14 protein-coding genes are annotated in these 14,823 nt (G+C 61.3%); 11 read left to right on the top strand and 3 right to left on the bottom strand.

Annotation, left to right across the window (positions count from 1 at the left end; genetic code table 11):
• Positions 1-116: 116 nt before the first annotated feature.
• Complete coding sequence (locus GGD53_RS31660; protein WP_246717756.1) at positions 117-275, bottom strand: hypothetical protein; 159 nt, start codon at positions 273-275, stop codon at positions 117-119.
• A 215-nt stretch (positions 276-490) separates the two neighbouring features.
• On the opposite strand from GGD53_RS31660, the gene GGD53_RS11675 reads away from it, so the two are divergent.
• From GGD53_RS11675 to GGD53_RS11685, 3 genes are all read left to right on the top strand, one after another.
• Positions 491-1,579: a polysaccharide pyruvyl transferase family protein gene (locus GGD53_RS11675; protein WP_184456019.1), complete on the top strand. Its 1,089-nt coding sequence runs from the start codon at positions 491-493 to the stop codon at positions 1,577-1,579.
• Positions 1,580-1,598: 19 nt separating this feature from the next.
• The gene (locus tag GGD53_RS11680; RefSeq protein WP_184456021.1) at positions 1,599-3,113 is read left to right on the top strand and encodes a lipopolysaccharide biosynthesis protein; all 1,515 of its coding nucleotides are present in this window, start codon (positions 1,599-1,601) and stop codon (positions 3,111-3,113) included.
• 88 nt (positions 3,114-3,201) lie between these two features.
• On the top strand, positions 3,202-4,293 hold the full coding sequence (locus GGD53_RS11685; protein WP_184456023.1) for an acyltransferase family protein: 1,092 nt from the start codon (positions 3,202-3,204) through the stop codon (positions 4,291-4,293).
• 51 nt (positions 4,294-4,344) lie between these two features.
• On the opposite strand, the gene GGD53_RS11690 is transcribed toward GGD53_RS11685, so the two are convergent.
• The gene (locus GGD53_RS11690) at positions 4,345-5,103 is read right to left on the bottom strand and encodes an IclR family transcriptional regulator domain-containing protein (RefSeq protein ID WP_184456025.1); all 759 of its coding nucleotides are present in this window, start codon (positions 5,101-5,103) and stop codon (positions 4,345-4,347) included.
• A gap of 132 nt (positions 5,104-5,235) precedes the next feature.
• Between GGD53_RS11690 and GGD53_RS11695 the strand changes: the two genes are divergently transcribed.
• The 8 genes from GGD53_RS11695 (at position 5,236) to GGD53_RS11730 (ending at position 14,125) form a co-directional block, all read left to right on the top strand.
• On the top strand, positions 5,236-5,943 hold the full coding sequence (locus tag GGD53_RS11695) for a 3-oxoacid CoA-transferase subunit A (RefSeq protein ID WP_184456027.1): 708 nt from the start codon (positions 5,236-5,238) through the stop codon (positions 5,941-5,943).
• On the top strand, positions 5,940-6,629 hold the full coding sequence (locus GGD53_RS11700; RefSeq protein ID WP_184456029.1) for a CoA transferase subunit B: 690 nt from the start codon (positions 5,940-5,942) through the stop codon (positions 6,627-6,629). The genes GGD53_RS11695 and GGD53_RS11700 overlap by 4 nt, the downstream gene beginning before the upstream one ends.
• A 10-nt stretch (positions 6,630-6,639) precedes the next feature.
• Positions 6,640-7,845, top strand: a complete 1,206-nt coding sequence (pcaF, locus tag GGD53_RS11705; RefSeq protein ID WP_184456031.1) for a 3-oxoadipyl-CoA thiolase — start codon at positions 6,640-6,642, stop codon at positions 7,843-7,845.
• A 48-nt stretch (positions 7,846-7,893) separates the two neighbouring features.
• On the top strand, positions 7,894-8,376 hold the full coding sequence (locus tag GGD53_RS11710) for a GNAT family N-acetyltransferase (protein WP_184456033.1): 483 nt from the start codon (positions 7,894-7,896) through the stop codon (positions 8,374-8,376).
• A 115-nt stretch (positions 8,377-8,491) separates the two neighbouring features.
• Positions 8,492-9,706, top strand: coding sequence for an MFS transporter (locus GGD53_RS11715; protein ID WP_184456035.1), 1,215 nt, complete (start codon positions 8,492-8,494; stop codon positions 9,704-9,706).
• Positions 9,707-10,017: 311 nt separating this feature from the next.
• Entirely contained in the window at positions 10,018-10,812 is a 795-nt protein-coding gene (locus GGD53_RS11720) for an SDR family NAD(P)-dependent oxidoreductase (protein ID WP_184456037.1), read from the top strand.
• Between the two features lie 103 nt (positions 10,813-10,915).
• Positions 10,916-13,072 (top strand): glycogen debranching protein GlgX, encoded by a 2,157-nt coding sequence (gene glgX / locus GGD53_RS11725; protein ID WP_184456039.1) that lies wholly within the window; start codon positions 10,916-10,918, stop codon positions 13,070-13,072.
• A gap of 15 nt (positions 13,073-13,087) precedes the next feature.
• Positions 13,088-14,125, top strand: a complete 1,038-nt coding sequence (locus GGD53_RS11730) for a DNA topoisomerase IB (RefSeq protein WP_184456041.1) — start codon at positions 13,088-13,090, stop codon at positions 14,123-14,125.
• On the opposite strand, the gene GGD53_RS11735 is transcribed toward GGD53_RS11730, so the two are convergent.
• The gene (locus tag GGD53_RS11735; RefSeq protein WP_184456043.1) at positions 14,098-14,823 is read right to left on the bottom strand and encodes a glutathione S-transferase family protein; all 726 of its coding nucleotides are present in this window, start codon (positions 14,821-14,823) and stop codon (positions 14,098-14,100) included. The two genes, GGD53_RS11730 and GGD53_RS11735, sit on opposite strands and share 28 nt — an antisense overlap.

Genomic DNA, 14,823 nt, shown 5'->3' on the forward strand with positions numbered 1-14,823 from the left:
TCTCAAGCAACGGTCGAGAAACGCACTCCTGTCGTCAGTCTATCAGGTAGTGACAAGGACTGACGCTTGAGGAGCGAGATCCGCTTCAACCGCAGCGCACGCTTTTCCAGCAGATGTCATGAGAGCCAGCCGAACATCCACACTGTCGGCCGGGAAAGGGTAAAGACCGCCCACGACGTGCTGTACTGGCCGAGAGCATGGTTCATCACCTGCTCGATCGGCCGGCCATGGAGATAGGTCCTGTAGGAGACGTCGCCCAACGAGCCGTAGCCCACCGCCTCCGTCTATCAGAGCGAACGCTGGGAGCAGACCCGGCGCAGTGAGCGATAGAAGGTCGTTATCTCCGACAATCCAGCATGCCCCAACCAGTGAACATTACAAAACGGTAAGGTAAATTGGTGCGCTTCTATGTCGCGCTGAAGTCCAATTGACAGATAAAACTTGGAGATATAAGTCATCCTGATGAAATTTAGAGAATCAAGTAGAGTTTATGCATCATCTCGGCCAAGTTGTAATACAGAGACAAAAACAAAAGCTGATTGAAATAGTAAGGAGGTTTGTAAAGGCCGGGCAGCCTTACATAATAATGGACTATCCATCAAAAAAAGATCCAGGACACCATGCAAGCTGGCTTGGCCTTTCGACAGTATTAAAAGAAGTAACGGGCCGGATGCCCGTGCTTACTTGCGGCGATTCTCAAAGTATAGACGAGATTAGGGCGACGCCGGGCGACGCTCCAATTTTTATTTGCGGCTGGAGCGATTTTGGGGATTTGCGGGCGGGCAGGGATGATCTTCGCTGCCGATTAATGTGGAAATATCCGGATCGGACGATCATCCAGATGCCGCAGAGGGTTCACTTCGCCAATGAGGCGCTCAAGGATTACACCAGGCGCACGATTGGGAGACATCGCAACTTCTTCTGCGTGACGCGCGATGACCAGAGCTTTGCGCTGGCAAGAGCGAACTTTGATTGTGAGGTCGAGGTTGGCCCGGACACGGCATTCGGAATCGAGACGCTGAGGCCCTTCGACGCCGACCCTCTGAGGGTGTTGTATGTCATGCAGCCTCTTGGCGAGGACGACGACGTCGATATAGCGAAAGCGCGCTCGATTGTTGACGGACCTCTGACCAATTGGATCAATGGTCCCGACAGTTTGTCGCGCCTGCGCATGTCGAGCATCGTCAGCTCGGCGCTGCGGCATGGATTGAGCCGCACGGCAATGCTGGCCCAGCACCGCGAGGATGTCGCCCGTCGCTATGTCGAATATGGCGTGAGGATCCTGTCGGGCGCGGAGCGGATCATTACCAACCATTTACACGGTCACATTCTCTGTCTGTTGCTCAATAAGCCGCATATCGCGGTCGCGAGGGAGGCAAGCAATCTTCACGCCTTCATCGACAGCCGGACTGGCGACAGTCCTCTGGTGGAGAAAGCAACGAATGCCAGCGAGATTTTCGCGGCAATGTCTCGCCTGCCCTATGAGATTGGCGGAACCTGGTACAAGTCGAGCCGACCCATGACTGTCGGTGCCAGCATTCCCGGCCCCGATCTGGTCCCTCAACCTTCCATCCTCTGATTATCGGTAGGAGCTCAGTTTGTCGGTTTTGCAAGACGACGATATTCTCTTCAGCCACGTGAGTGAGAACCGGTCGGCCGCAGCCGTAACGGGTGCATTCTGGTCGGCGCTCAGTACGCTTGTTCCGACGGTCCTGACCTTCGCTGTTTTTGTGGTCACGTCCCGCGTTCTCCAGCCTCAGGACTTCGGTCTTGTCGCGCTGTCATTCAGCATCGTCTCGTTTGCAGCGAGTTTTGGGCCGACGGCCTTTGGCGAAGCGATCATTCAGAGAGCCGAGATCAGGCGCAGCCACCTCGACACGATATTCCTGCTTTCGCTCGGCTTTTCGTTCCTGGTCTACGCCGCCTTATGCCTGGCCGCTTCGTCGATCGCGGCCTATGTCGGACATAAGGAGGTCACCTATCTCATTTACATCATGGGATTGAAGGTATTCTTCGACTTCACGGCCGTCGTTCCGAATGCGATCGTGAACAGGAAAATGTCCTTCCATCTGGTGGCCGTCCGCACAGTCATCGCGACCGTCACGTCTGCTTGCCTTTGCCTGGTACTGGTTCTCGCCGGTTTCGGCCTGTGGGGTCTTGCCATTGCCCAGATCGCCGCCACAGCGGCATCGTGCGGCGCCGCTTTCTGGGGTGCGGGTTGGATTCCCGGCCTGAAGATCAAGAGAGCGAGCCTCAACGACCTGCTTCACTATGGTTTCTTCGCATCCGGCACCCGCTTTTTACAGACGATGAGCCTGGACAACTTGCTCATCGGCGTGCTGTTGAGCCCATCGGCGCTCGGTATCTATAATTTTTCGAAGCGCCTGTTCGACATGATCAACAACGTCATCGCCGGCGGCTTGACGTCGGTGACGCACGTGCTGCTGTCTTCACTGCGGGCCGACCCGAAGAAAGTCCGTGAAGCATTCCTGATGGCGACGTTTGGCTGTGCTCTGGTTTCCTACCCGGTCTTCATTGGGCTTGCGGCAGTTGCCGATGATGCGATCACGACGATTTTCGGGGCGCACTGGATCGAGGCGGTCTGGCCGGTTCGGTTCTACTGCGTTATTGGCTTGATGGCTGGGATCGGCTACGTGCAGGCATCCCTGATAAAAAGCCAGGGAGAGATGGATTGGTGGTTTTACTACCAGCTGGCACGAAACGTTCTTACGCTCCTGACCATCGCAGTTCTTTACCCCTATGGCGTAACGACAATCGTGTTTGCGATTATGATCGAAGTTCTGCTGTTCTGGCCGATCACCAGCTGGAAGGTTTCGCAGCATATAGAGCTGAGTGTGCCGGCGTATTTGGCGCAGTTCCTGCGGCCGACCACAGCCAGTGCAGCGATGGTGGCTGTCGTTTTGCTGCTGCACCAACTGTTGCTTCATTGGTCGCCCTACGCACGTCTGGCGATCGAAGTCCTCGCAGGTGGCAGCGCTTACTGCAGCTTGATATTCGTCCTGTGCAGGGCTCGTTTGAATGTCTTGATCGGCAGCATCAGGCAGGCTCGGCAGCGCAAGGGCAACAGGGGTGCAGTGGCCACGCCTGTGTGATTTCCTGGCCCAGCGCGGCGAATTGTTTCGCCGCCCGTCTCTCAACCCAAACGGCCTTCGGCCGCAAGCGCATGGGATAATCGATAAGATGACCGATCTCGACCGCGATTATCCGTCACATCAGCTTCACCGGGCAGATGTTTCGACAAGCGGCCGCAGCCGCTACTATACGCTCGATGCCATGCGCGGCTTTGCCGCCATTTGTGTTGTCGCCACGCATTTCCAGGAGAGATATGCGCCATCGGCCTATCTGGCAGTCGACTTTTTCTTCGTTCTCAGCGGGTTCATTATCGCCGACATTTACGGACGAAGGCTGTCGCGCGGCCTGCCGTTCCAGTCATTCATGAAGGCTCGTCTCAAACGCCTGTATCCGCTTTATCTGATCGGAATCTTGGTTGGCCTCGTGCAGATCATTCTGTTGACGAACTGGGGACTGCGCGCTCAAAGCGCGGTCGATCTGCTGATGTCGACGGCGACGAACATGTTCGTCCTGCCGAGCCCGATGTATTTCCTTCAAGCGCATCCGATGCAAGGGATGTTTCCGATCAACGGGCCGGCCTGGTCGATGTTCTGGGAATTGCTCGTCAATATCGTCTTCGCATTGTGGCTCTTCCGGCTCTCTGTCCGCGCCCTCTGCGCCGTTGCGCTCGTCTCGGCGGCATTCTTGGTTTTTGTCGGTCTGAAATACGGCATGTTGAATATCGGCTGGGAGTGGCCTTCAGCAGTGGGTGGACTGCCCCGGGTGATGTTCTCATTCACCGCAGGTGTCGTTATCAGTCGTCTGTTCAACGGCGTATCGGCGTGGAGGCGCGGCTGGGTCGCACTAGCGCCCTGCCTGCTTTTGCTGATCTGCATCGTAGCTCCGGTTCCGCTCGTGCTGCGGCCTTACTACGATCTGATCTTCGCGATCACCCTGGCGCCGCTCATCGTAACACTCGGCCTCTTGCTGGAGATGCCCGCCCAGGCAGAAGGGCTGGCGATGTGGATCGGATACATCTCCTATCCCTTGTACATCTTGCACCGAGGCGTGATCGGCGTCTTCAAGCCATTTGCCGGTTCGATTGGTCTGAATGGCCCTGCCGGCTTCCTGGTGCTTCTGGGCGCAGTCGTCTGTTTCGCTTACATGACCGCTCGTCTCGTCGACAAAGCTACGGCTTTCCAGGCGCGTCGGGCCGCATAGTTCGATCACAGACAACCGCGAGTGATCTGGCATGCGCAGTTCCAGCTGCCGTCACCGTCGCAGCAGCGGCCGCAGTGCGGCCTGTGTTTCCTTCAACAGCTTGAGATAGCGCACCTTCATCTCGGCGGCCGGGACGAGGGCGGCCGGGGCGCCGATATTGATCGCCGCGATCGTTTCGCCGCGGTCGTTTTCGACAGGCACGGCGATCGAGCAGAGGCCGATTTCCAGCTCCTGATCGATGATGGCGTAGCCTTCGGCGCGCACCCGGCGGAATTCTTCGATAAGGTCCTCCGGGTCGGTTTTGGTCTTTGCCGTGTTCTGTTTGAGCTCGCTCCTGGCCAGGACGGCGCGCGCCTCGCTCTCGGAAAGCGCCGCCAGCAGCACCCGGCCCATCGAGGCGCAATAGGCGGGCAGGCGGCTGCCAGGGGTGAGGTTGATCGACATCACCCGGCGCTGCGCGGCGCGGGCGATATAGACGATCTCGGTGCCGTCGAGCACCGAGGCCGAGGCGCTCTGGCCGGCCTTTTCCGAGAGAGTATCGAGATGGGGCTGCAACAGCGCCGGCAGCGGTGTCGCCGCCAGATAGGCATGGCCGAGCCGCAGGATCTTCGGCGTCAGCGTGAAGAACTTGCCGTCGTAATCGGCATAACCGAGCTCGGCGAGCGTCAGCAGTGAACGCCGCACCGTGGCGCGGTCGAGCCCGGTCAGCTTCGATGCCTCGGCGATCGACAGCCGCTGCCGCGTCTCGCCGAAGGCTTCGATGACTTTCAGGCCGCGGGCAAAGCCGCTGACGAAATCGGTTTCGCGCATGAATTCGCTTCTCCTTCAATACGCGACTTTGTGCGATATACGAACAAAAGTCAAATAACGCACAAAATATCTTGCCGCTGCTCCTGCTGCGTTTTATTTCTGATGACAAGAACGGGCTGAGGAGAGATCCCCATGGACAAGATAATCGCGAGCACGGCAGAAGCCGTCTCCGAGATCGGCGACGGCGCCACCGTCATGATCGGCGGTTTCGGCGGCTCCGGCGCGCCGATCGAGCTGATTCATGCTTTGATCGACAAGGGCCCGAAAAACTTGACTGTGATCAACAACAATGCCGGCAACGGCCGCATCGGCATCGCCGCAATGATTGACGCCGGCCTGGTCCGAAAAATGATCTGCTCGTTCCCGCGCTCCTCCGATCCGCGCGCCTTCACCGACAAATACCTGGCCGGCGAGATCGAACTCGAGCTGGTGCCGCAGGGGACGCTCGCCGAGCGCATCCGCGCCGGCGGCGCAGGCATTCCGGCCTTCTACACCCCGACCGGCTACGGCACCGAACTGGCCGAGGGCAAAGTCATCGCCGAATTCGACGGCCGCCATTATGTGCAGGAGCGCTGGCTGAAAGCCGATTTTGCCATCGTCAAGGCTGCGGTCGGCGATATCAGCGGCAACCTCACCTACAACAAGGCCGGCCGCAATTTTAATCCGCTGATGTGCATGGCGGCGGCGAGCACGATTGCCCAGGTCTCTTCGATCGTGCCGGCCGGCGGCATCGATCCCGAACATGTGGTCACTCCGGGCATCTTCGTCGACCGTCTCGTCGCCGTCCCCCATCCGCAGCAGGAAGAAGAGCTCATCCGAGCCGGAGTGGCCTACGTATGACCCTCGATATCAGGGACGACATCAAGCTTTCCAATGCGCAGATCGCCTGGCGCGCCGCACAGGACATTGCCGACGGCGCCTATGTCAATCTCGGCATCGGCTTTCCCGAAATGGTCGCCCGCTATCAGCCGCCCGGCCGCCAGGCGATCTTCCACACCGAAAACGGCATCCTCAATTTTGGCGAGCCGCCAGCCGAAGGCGAAGAGGACTGGGATCTGATCAACGCCGGCAAGAAGGCCGTGACGCTGAAGCCGGGGGCGGCCTTCTTCCACCATGCCGACAGCTTCGCCATGGTGCGCGGCGGCCATCTCGACGTGGCGATCCTCGGCGCCTATCAGGTCGCCGAGAACGGCGATCTCGCCAATTGGCGGGTCGGCAGCAAGGGCGTGCCGGCGGTCGGCGGCGCCATGGACCTGGTGCACGGCGCCAAGCAGGTCTGCGTCATCACCGAACACGTCACCAAGACGGGCGAACCGAAGCTGGTGGAGAGATGCACCTTCCCGCTGACCGGCGTCGCCTGCATCACCCGCGTCTATACCAGCCACGCCGTCATCGACATCGTCGAGGGGCGCTTCGTCCTGCGCGAGAAGCTCGCCGCCATGTCGCTTGAGGAGCTGCAGGCGATGACCGGGGCGCGACTGCTCGTCGAGGGGCTGGTGGCCGATCTCCTTGTCCCGAAACTCTGAAGGAAACGCCATGACCGAAGCCTTCATCTGCGACTATATCCGGACGCCGATCGGCCGCTTCGCCGGCGCACTGTCCCAAGTGCGCGCCGATGATCTCGGCGCCATTCCGCTGAAGGTGCTGATCGCGCGCAACGGCGGCGTCGACTGGGAAGACGTCGACGATGTGATCTTCGGCTGCGCCAACCAGGCGGGCGAGGACAACCGCAACGTCGCGCGCATGTCCGCCCTTCTGGCCGGCCTGCCGATCGGTGTCCCGGGGACGACGATCAACCGGCTCTGCGGCTCCGGCATGGATGCGGTGATGACGGCGGCGCGCGCCATCCGCGCCGGCGAGGCGGAACTGATGATCGCGGGCGGGGTCGAGAGCATGTCGCGCGCGCCCTTCGTCATGCCGAAGGCCGAGACGGCCTTTTCGCGGGCGGCCGAAATCCACGACACCACGATCGGCTGGCGCTTCGTCAACCCGCTGATGAAGAAGCAATACGGCGTCGATTCCATGCCGGAGACCGGCGAGAACGTCGCCGCGGATTATCATGTCAGCCGCGCTGACCAGGATGCCTTTGCGCTGCGCAGTCAGGCGAAGGCGGCGGCAGCTCAAGCGAGCGGACGGCTGGCGAAGGAGATCGTCCCTGTCACCATTCCCCAGCGCAAGGGTGAGCCCATCGTCGTCCACATGGACGAGCATCCGCGCGCGACCACGATCGAGGCGCTGGCGAAACTTGGCACCCCTTTCAAAAAGGAAGGCGGCACGGTGACGGCGGGCAATGCTTCCGGCGTCAATGACGGGGCGGCGGCGCTGATCGTCGCTTCGGAAGCGGCAGCGCGGAAATATGGGTTGACCCCGATCGCCCGCATCCGCGGCGGCGCGGCCGCCGCGGTTCCGCCGAGGGTGATGGGCATCGGGCCGATTCCGGCTTCCCGCAAGCTGATGGCGCGGCTCGGCATGACTCAAGAACAGTTCGACGTCATCGAACTCAACGAGGCCTTTGCCAGCCAAGGACTGGCGGTGCTGCGGGAACTCGGCATTGCCGATGACGACCATCGGGTGAACCGCAATGGCGGCGCGATCGCGCTCGGTCATCCCCTGGGCATGTCGGGCGCCCGCATCACCGGCACGGCGGCGCTGGAACTTGCCGAAACGGGCGGCCGTTATTCGCTGTCGACCATGTGCATCGGTGTCGGGCAGGGGATCGCCATCGCCCTCGAAAGGGTCTGACAGGGCTCGGCCCGTTGCCTCCGGTGCCGGGCTTCGATAAAAACGGCCATGCTGATCCGAGCCGCAAACAATGACGACCGAAGCGCCATCTGGAGGATCATCGGCCCGACGATCCGTGCCGGCGAAACCTATGCGCTCGACCGCGATCTCTCCGAAGCCGATGCGCTTGCCTACTGGATGGGAGCGGACCGCGAGACCTTCGTCGCCGAAGAGGATGGGGTCATCCTCGGCACCTATTACATCAAGGCCAATCAGGCCGGCGGCGGGCGGCATGTCTGCAATTGCGGCTACATGACCGATCCCGCCGCGGCCGGCCGCGGCGTCGCTCGCCTTATGCATGAACATTCGCTGCAGCATGCCCGCGCCAGCGGCTTTCGCGCCATGCAGTTCAATTTCGTCATCAGCAGCAATCAGCGCGCCGTCGCGCTGTGGCAATCCCTCGGCTTCGAAATCGTCGGTCGGCTGCCGGGCGTTTTCCTCCATCCCAGCGAGGGTTATGTCGACGCATTGGTGATGTTTCGCACTCTGTAGACAGCCCGGCGAAAAAAGATGGGAGGGCGCTGTCGAAATCGCGGCGGCTCAAACGTCTTAAGATTGCGGGGCGCAGGCGTCGCGATCACTCTGTCGGCATGGAGGTTTTGAAGCCATGGGTGTTTCCTATCGTTGGGTCATCGTCGCCGTCGGCGCGTTGATGTCGTGCGTTGCCATCGGCGCAATGTTCTCGTTGGCGATTTTCCAGGAGCCGATCGCCACCGCCACCGGCTGGTCGCATGTCGGGATCGCCAGCGCCATGACGCTGAATTTCCTCGTCATGGGTCTCGGCGGTTTCCTCTGGGGCGCGGCAAGCGACCGTTTTGGGCCACGCATCGTCGTGCTGGTCGGCTCCGTGCTGCTCGGCCTGGCGCTGGTGCTCGCCAGCCGCGCCGCAACGCTCATCGAATTCCAGCTGACCTACGGCATCCTGGTCGGACTGGCCGCCAGCGCTTTCTTCGCGCCGATGATCGCGGCGACCACCGCTTGGTTCGACGTGAACCGCGGTCTTGCCGTGTCGCTCGTCTCCGCCGGCATGGGGGTGGCGCCGATGACCATTTCGCCTTTCGCGCGCTGGCTGATCTCGGCCTATGAATGGCGCCCCGCTATGCTGATCATCGGCATCGCCACCTGGGTGCTGCTGGTGCCGGCCGCCCTGCTGGTCAGGCGCCCGCCTGTCGAGAGCGTCGATGCCGGCACCGAGTTTGCCGCGGCAGGCGCCCGGCCACAGCTGTCGAAAGTCTTCCGGTCACCGCAATTCATCGTGCTCGGCCTCACCTTCTTTGCCTGCTGTGCGGCGCATTCCGGCCCGATTTTCCACATGGTGAACTATGCGACGATCTGCGGCGTCGCACCGATGGCGGCCGTCAGCATCTACAGCGTCGAAGGCCTGGCGGGCCTCGGCGGCCGGCTGCTCTATGGCAGCCTCGCCGACAGGCTCGGCGTGAAGCCGGTCCTCGTTGCCGGCCTCCTGGTGCAGGCGGCGGCGCTCGCGACCTATCTCCTGGTCAGCGAGCTGACGGAGTTCTATGCGCTCGCCATCGTCTTCGGCAGTGCCTATGGCGGCGTGATGCCGCTCTATGCGGTGCTGGCGCGTGAATATTTCGGCCAGCGCATCATCGGCACCGTGCTGGGCGCGGCGACGATGCTCTCCAGCCTCGGCATGGCCTTCGGGCCGCTGATCGGCGGCTGGATCTTCGACACGTTCGCCAATTATTCCTGGCTGTTCATCGGCTCGGCCATGGTCGGTCTCGGGGCGGCGGCAATCGCGCTGGCGTTTCCACCGCTTGTCCGGCGGGAGCAGGAGGCGGTTTTGGGTGTGTCTTCTTGACAAAGAAAGACCCCTCCCCAACCCCTCCCCACAAGGGGGAGGGGCTTGGATGCCGCGCTGACGTTATCCGTTTCACCGTCTCATCCGCAGAAGCGTTGATGTTTGTCGTGGGACGGTGCCGCGCATAGCCCCTCCCCCTTGTGGGGAGGGGTTGGGGAGGGGTCTTGAATGGGCCGGACCAGCCAGCCGTGGCATCCCTCACTCATGCAGTTCTCGCCTTTTCGTGCATTGCCTTCCGCCGATTTCGCCTGATAGACTTCCCCCGTCTGTTTCATCACCTATGTCCTTGTTTTTCGGGAGGCTTCTTGGCCATGACAGAACTTGCTCAATTGCTCGCATCCATCAAACTGCCGGATCTCGCCGGCAAGGCTGTGCTGATCACCGGTGCCTCGACCGGTATCGGCGCGGCGCTCGCCCGCGCCTTTGCCGCCCAGGGTGCCAAGGTCGGGGTGCATTATAATGCCAGCCGCGAACCGGCCGAGCGGCTCGCCGATGAGATCCGCGCTGCCGGCGGCACCGTGCATCTGATCCAGGGCGACGTGTCGAGGGAAGGGGAGACCGAGCGTGTCGTCGAGGAGACGGCGAAGACCTTCGGCCATCTCGACGGGCTGATCAACAATGCCGGCGGCATGCTGGGGCGCAAGCCGACCTCCGAATATACCGACGCCCATTATGCCGCGGTGATGGACCTCAACGCCCGCTCGGTGCTGGCGGCGACGCGTGCGGCCCATCCCTGGCTGAAGAAGCAGGGCGGCTTCATCATCAACACCACCTCGATCGCCGCCCGCAACGGCGGCGGCAACGGCGCGGTCCTCTACGCCGCCTCCAAGGGCTTCGTCTCGACCATCACGCGCGGGCACGCCAAGGAGTTCGTCGCCGACAGGATCCGCGTCAACGCGGTGGCGCCGGGTGTGATCGCCACGCCCTTCCACGAGCGTTATACCAATGACGAGCAGATGGAGCTGCAGCGCAAATCGATCCCGATGGGCTTCGTCGGCACATCGGAGAATTGCGTCGGGGCCTATCTCTTCCTCGCCTCGCCGACGCTCTCGGGCTACATCACCGGTCAGATCATTGAGGTCAACGGCGGCCAACTGATGCCGTAAACGCTTCGATCGGCAAACGACAGCGTCCGCTTTCCCCCGGGGCGACGGAACTTTCGAACCACCTTCACGTTTCCCGCTTGGTCTTTTCATCAAGCGGGGCGCCATGAGCTTTTCATTTTCGGAACTCGACTTCCTCAAGCCGGAGCTGGGGGCGGAGTATACGGGTTCCGGTACTCATTTCGCCGTCTTCTCGGCGCATGCGGAACAGATCGAGCTCTGCCTGTTTTCCCCTGACGGAAAAGATGAGATTGCCCGGCTGCCCCTGCCCAAACGCGAGGGCGACATCTGGTCGGGCTATATAGCCGGTATCGGACCAGGCACCGTCTACGGCTATCGCGCCCATGGCCCCTATGATCCGGGCGCCGGCCATCGCTTCAATCCAAACAAGCTGCTGCTCGACCCCTATGCCAAGCAGGTGACGGGCGAGCTGGAATGGCACGATGCGCTGTTCGGCTATCGGATCGGCGAGGACGATCTTTCCTTCGATGACCGCGACAGCGCGCCCTTCATGGTCAAGGGCGTCGTGCAGGATCCCGACTTCGACTGGGCGGGTGAAGAGGCGATCCGGCGGCCCTGGCCGGATACGATCATCTACGAGGCGCATGTGCGCGGCCTGACGATGACGCATCCGAAAGTGCCCGACCGGCTGCGCGGCACTTTTCTCGGCATGTGCAGCGATCCGATTATCGACCACCTCGTCAAGCTCGGCATTTCGGCGATCGAGCTCCTGCCGATCCAGTATTTCCTCGACGACCGCTATCTCCTCGAAAAGAAGCTGAGGAACTATTGGGGCTATCAGACGCTCGGCTTCTTCGCGCCGCAATCGCGCTATCTCTCAAGTGACAAGATCACCGAAATCAAGACCATGGTGAAGCGGTTCCATGCGGCCGGCATCGAGGTCATCATGGACGTGGTCTACAACCATACGGCCGAAGGCAGCGAAAAAGGGCCGACGCTCTCCTTCCGCGGGCTCGACAATGCGAGCTATTACATCCTCTCTCCCGACGATCCCCGCCACACGTTCGATACGACGGGGACTGGCAACACGCTGAATGTCGCCAATCCGATGGTGATGCGCATGGTGCTCGACAGCCTCCGCTACTGGGTCGGCGTCATGCATATCGACGGATTCCGCTTCGATCTCGCCAGCACGCTCGGGCGACAGGATCTGGAGTTCGACCGGCAGGGGCTGTTCTTCGGCGCCATTCGTCAGGATCCGATCCTTGCCGGCGTCAAGCTGATCGCCGAGCCCTGGGATATCGGCTCGGGCGGCTATCAGGTCGGCGGTTTCCCGCACCCTTTCCGCGAATGGAACGACAAGTTCCGCGACGACGTGCGCCGTTTCTGGAAGGGCGACAGCGGAATGGTGTCGGAGCTGGCGGCGCGCATCACCGGCTCGGCGCCGCAATTCAACCATTCCGATCGTGGGGCGACCTCCTCGATCAATCTTCTATCGGCGCATGACGGCTTTACGTTGATGGATGCGGTTTCCTTCGACGGCAAACACAATGAGGCGAACGGCGAGGATAACCGTGACGGGCATTCGGACAATCATTCCGACAATATGGGCTTCGAGGGCGCCACCAATGATGCCAATATTAACGCGGCACGCGCACGCCGGCGGCGCAACATGATGGCGACGCTGATGCTGTCCCAGGGCGTGCCGATGATCCTGGCCGGCGACGAACTCGGCAATAGCCAAGGCGGCAACAACAATGCTTATTGCCAGGACAATGAGATCGGCTGGACGAGCTGGGACGGGCTCGAGGATCCCTTCCTCGATTTCTGCCGGCAGGCCGTCGCCTTCCGCAAGGCTCATCCGGTCCTCAGACAGGAGCGGTTCCTGACCGGCGAGACCAGCGAGGACGGGCGCATCGAGATCGCCTGGTACAAGCCCGACGGCAGCTTCATGGACGACGGCGCCTGGAACGACGACGGACTGCAGGTGCTCGGCCTCTACCTCTCGAAAAGCGCGCATGCGCTCGACACCGAGAACATGGATGACCTTTTCCTCGTCTTCAACGCCGGCGGTGACTGCGAGGTCCATCTGCCCGAGGTGAACGGACTGACGCAGTGGTCACGGGTTCTCGACACCGGGGCGGAGACCGGCGCCTTCGAGGTGCATGATCAGGACAATCCCGTCATAGTCTACACTCAGAGCCTGGCTGTCTTTGCGCCGACAGGCCAGACGCAACCGCCGGAGGGGGCGAGCAAGGCCCAGCGGCGCCGATGGTTTCAGTTCGGCCGCCGGAGCAAATAGCAGGTCGTCAACAGCATGAATGCCGAAGCCATTACCGAACTTGGCCTGATCTATGTCAGCGATACCGAACCGGGCATCCGCAGACGCAGGAAAGGCAAGGGCTTCAGCTATGTGATGCCTGACGGTACGACCCTTTCCGATGAGTTGCAGCGGGCACGCATCGGTGCGCTCGGCCTGCCGCCGGCTTACGAAAATGTCTGGATCTGTCTCTACGAGAACGGCCATCTGCAGGCGACCGGCATCGATGCGCGCGGGCGCAAACAATATCGCTATCACAAGGACTGGCAATCGTTCCGCAGCGCCGGAAAATTCTACCAACTGATCGAATTCGGTCAGGCGCTGCCGAAGATCCGCCGCACCGTCCTGCGGCATCTCGACACCGGTGCCGAGGATGTCAACGGCGTGCTGGCGGCTTTGACGACGCTGCTCGACGAGGCGCATCTGCGGGTCGGCAATCAGGCCTATGTCAGGGAGAACGGCACCTATGGCGCGACGACGCTCTTGAAGCGGCATCTGAAAATCGTCGACGGGCGGATCGAGCTCAAATTTCGCGCGAAGGGCGGCAAGCGCGTCCAGCGCAGTCTCAAGCATCCCAGGCTGCAGAAAATCCTGGAAGAGATTTCCGACCTTCCCGGCCGCCAGCTCTTCGTCTGGAAGGATGAAAGCGGCGTGCTGAAACCGGTCGACTCCGGCCGGCTGAATGCCTATCTGGCCGAAATATCGGGCATTCCGATCTCCGCCAAGACCTTCCGCACCTGGGCCGGATCGCTGGCGGCCTTCGGGGTCGCCCGCGAAAGGATCGTCGGCGGCGGGCGGCCGACGGTGAAGGAAATGTCGGAGGCTGCGGCCGAGGCGCTGCACAATACGCCGGCGATCTCACGCTCGAGCTATATCCATCCGGCCATCATCGCGCTCGCCGGCAATGATCATCCTTTGATCGAAGGCGGCAACGAGCCGCTGCGGGGCTTGCGGGCCGAAGAAAACAGGCTTCTTGATTTCCTCATACACGAGAGCGAGGGATCTCTTCAGCTAGCGGCGTCCAGCTCCGGATAGTGTCTGAAAATCCCTTCCTCGTTGAAGGCGAGGCGGCGAGGGGAGGCGAGATAGCGGGCGATGTTCGGACGCTTCGCCACCGCATCATGCAGGGCAAGGAGAGCGGGGTATTCGGCCTTGCTCCTCTTCATCGCTTTGGGAAAGGCATAGGTGAGGCCCTCGATCACCTGAAAGAGCGAGAGGTCGACATAGGTGAGGGCACTGCCAACGATGTAATTGGGACCTTGCGGATTTCGCGTCAGCACACGCTCGAAATAACCGAGGAATTTAGGAATGCGGTCCCGGATGAAGGCGGCCGAGCGGCCTTTGGCTTCCTGCTTCTGGTCCTCATAATAAAGCGACAGGTCGATCGGGTGGTGCGTATCATGCACTTCGGCGACGAAATCGGTGATGGTGAGCTGCAGGCCATTGGCGACATAACGAAGGCTTTCGTCCTCCGGCGCAAGGCCGAGCTTCGGCCCGAGGTAAAACAGGATATTGGCGACATGCGGGATAAGAAGGTCGCCGTCCTTCAGGAAGGGCGGAGCGAAGGGAATGTGCGACTCGCCTTCGCTCTTCATGATCTCGAGCATGGCGCCTGTTCCCCGGCCGGGCTGACGTGTGACGTCGATATAGTCGGCTCCGGCTTCTTCCAACGCCAAGCGCACGAATTCACCACGGCCTTGAATGCCGTCCCAATAATAAAGCTCATATGCCAT

Origin of the sequence: Rhizobium aethiopicum (assembly GCF_014197535.1) — a bacterium.
Taxonomy (GTDB): Bacteria; Pseudomonadota; Alphaproteobacteria; order Rhizobiales; family Rhizobiaceae; genus Rhizobium; species Rhizobium aethiopicum_A.

Excerpts from the sequence above, each read along its gene's own strand:
- GGD53_RS11675 (WP_184456019.1), top strand. The coding sequence starts at position 491 with ATGCATCATCTCGGCCAAGTTGTAATACAGAGACAAAAACAAAAGCTG.
- GGD53_RS11685 (WP_184456023.1), top strand. The coding sequence starts at position 3,202 with ATGACCGATCTCGACCGCGATTATCCGTCACATCAGCTTCACCGGGCA.
- GGD53_RS11690 (WP_184456025.1), bottom strand. The coding sequence starts at position 5,103 with ATGCGCGAAACCGATTTCGTCAGCGGCTTTGCCCGCGGCCTGAAAGTC.
- GGD53_RS11695 (WP_184456027.1), top strand. The coding sequence starts at position 5,236 with ATGGACAAGATAATCGCGAGCACGGCAGAAGCCGTCTCCGAGATCGGC.
- GGD53_RS11700 (WP_184456029.1), top strand. The coding sequence starts at position 5,940 with ATGACCCTCGATATCAGGGACGACATCAAGCTTTCCAATGCGCAGATC.
- pcaF (WP_184456031.1), top strand. The coding sequence starts at position 6,640 with ATGACCGAAGCCTTCATCTGCGACTATATCCGGACGCCGATCGGCCGC.
- GGD53_RS11710 (WP_184456033.1), top strand. The coding sequence starts at position 7,894 with ATGCTGATCCGAGCCGCAAACAATGACGACCGAAGCGCCATCTGGAGG.
- GGD53_RS11715 (WP_184456035.1), top strand. The coding sequence starts at position 8,492 with ATGGGTGTTTCCTATCGTTGGGTCATCGTCGCCGTCGGCGCGTTGATG.
- GGD53_RS11720 (WP_184456037.1), top strand. The coding sequence starts at position 10,018 with ATGACAGAACTTGCTCAATTGCTCGCATCCATCAAACTGCCGGATCTC.
- glgX (WP_184456039.1), top strand. The coding sequence starts at position 10,916 with ATGAGCTTTTCATTTTCGGAACTCGACTTCCTCAAGCCGGAGCTGGGG.
- GGD53_RS11730 (WP_184456041.1), top strand. The coding sequence starts at position 13,088 with ATGAATGCCGAAGCCATTACCGAACTTGGCCTGATCTATGTCAGCGAT.
- GGD53_RS11735 (WP_184456043.1), bottom strand. The coding sequence starts at position 14,823 with ATGGCATATGAGCTTTATTATTGGGACGGCATTCAAGGCCGTGGTGAA.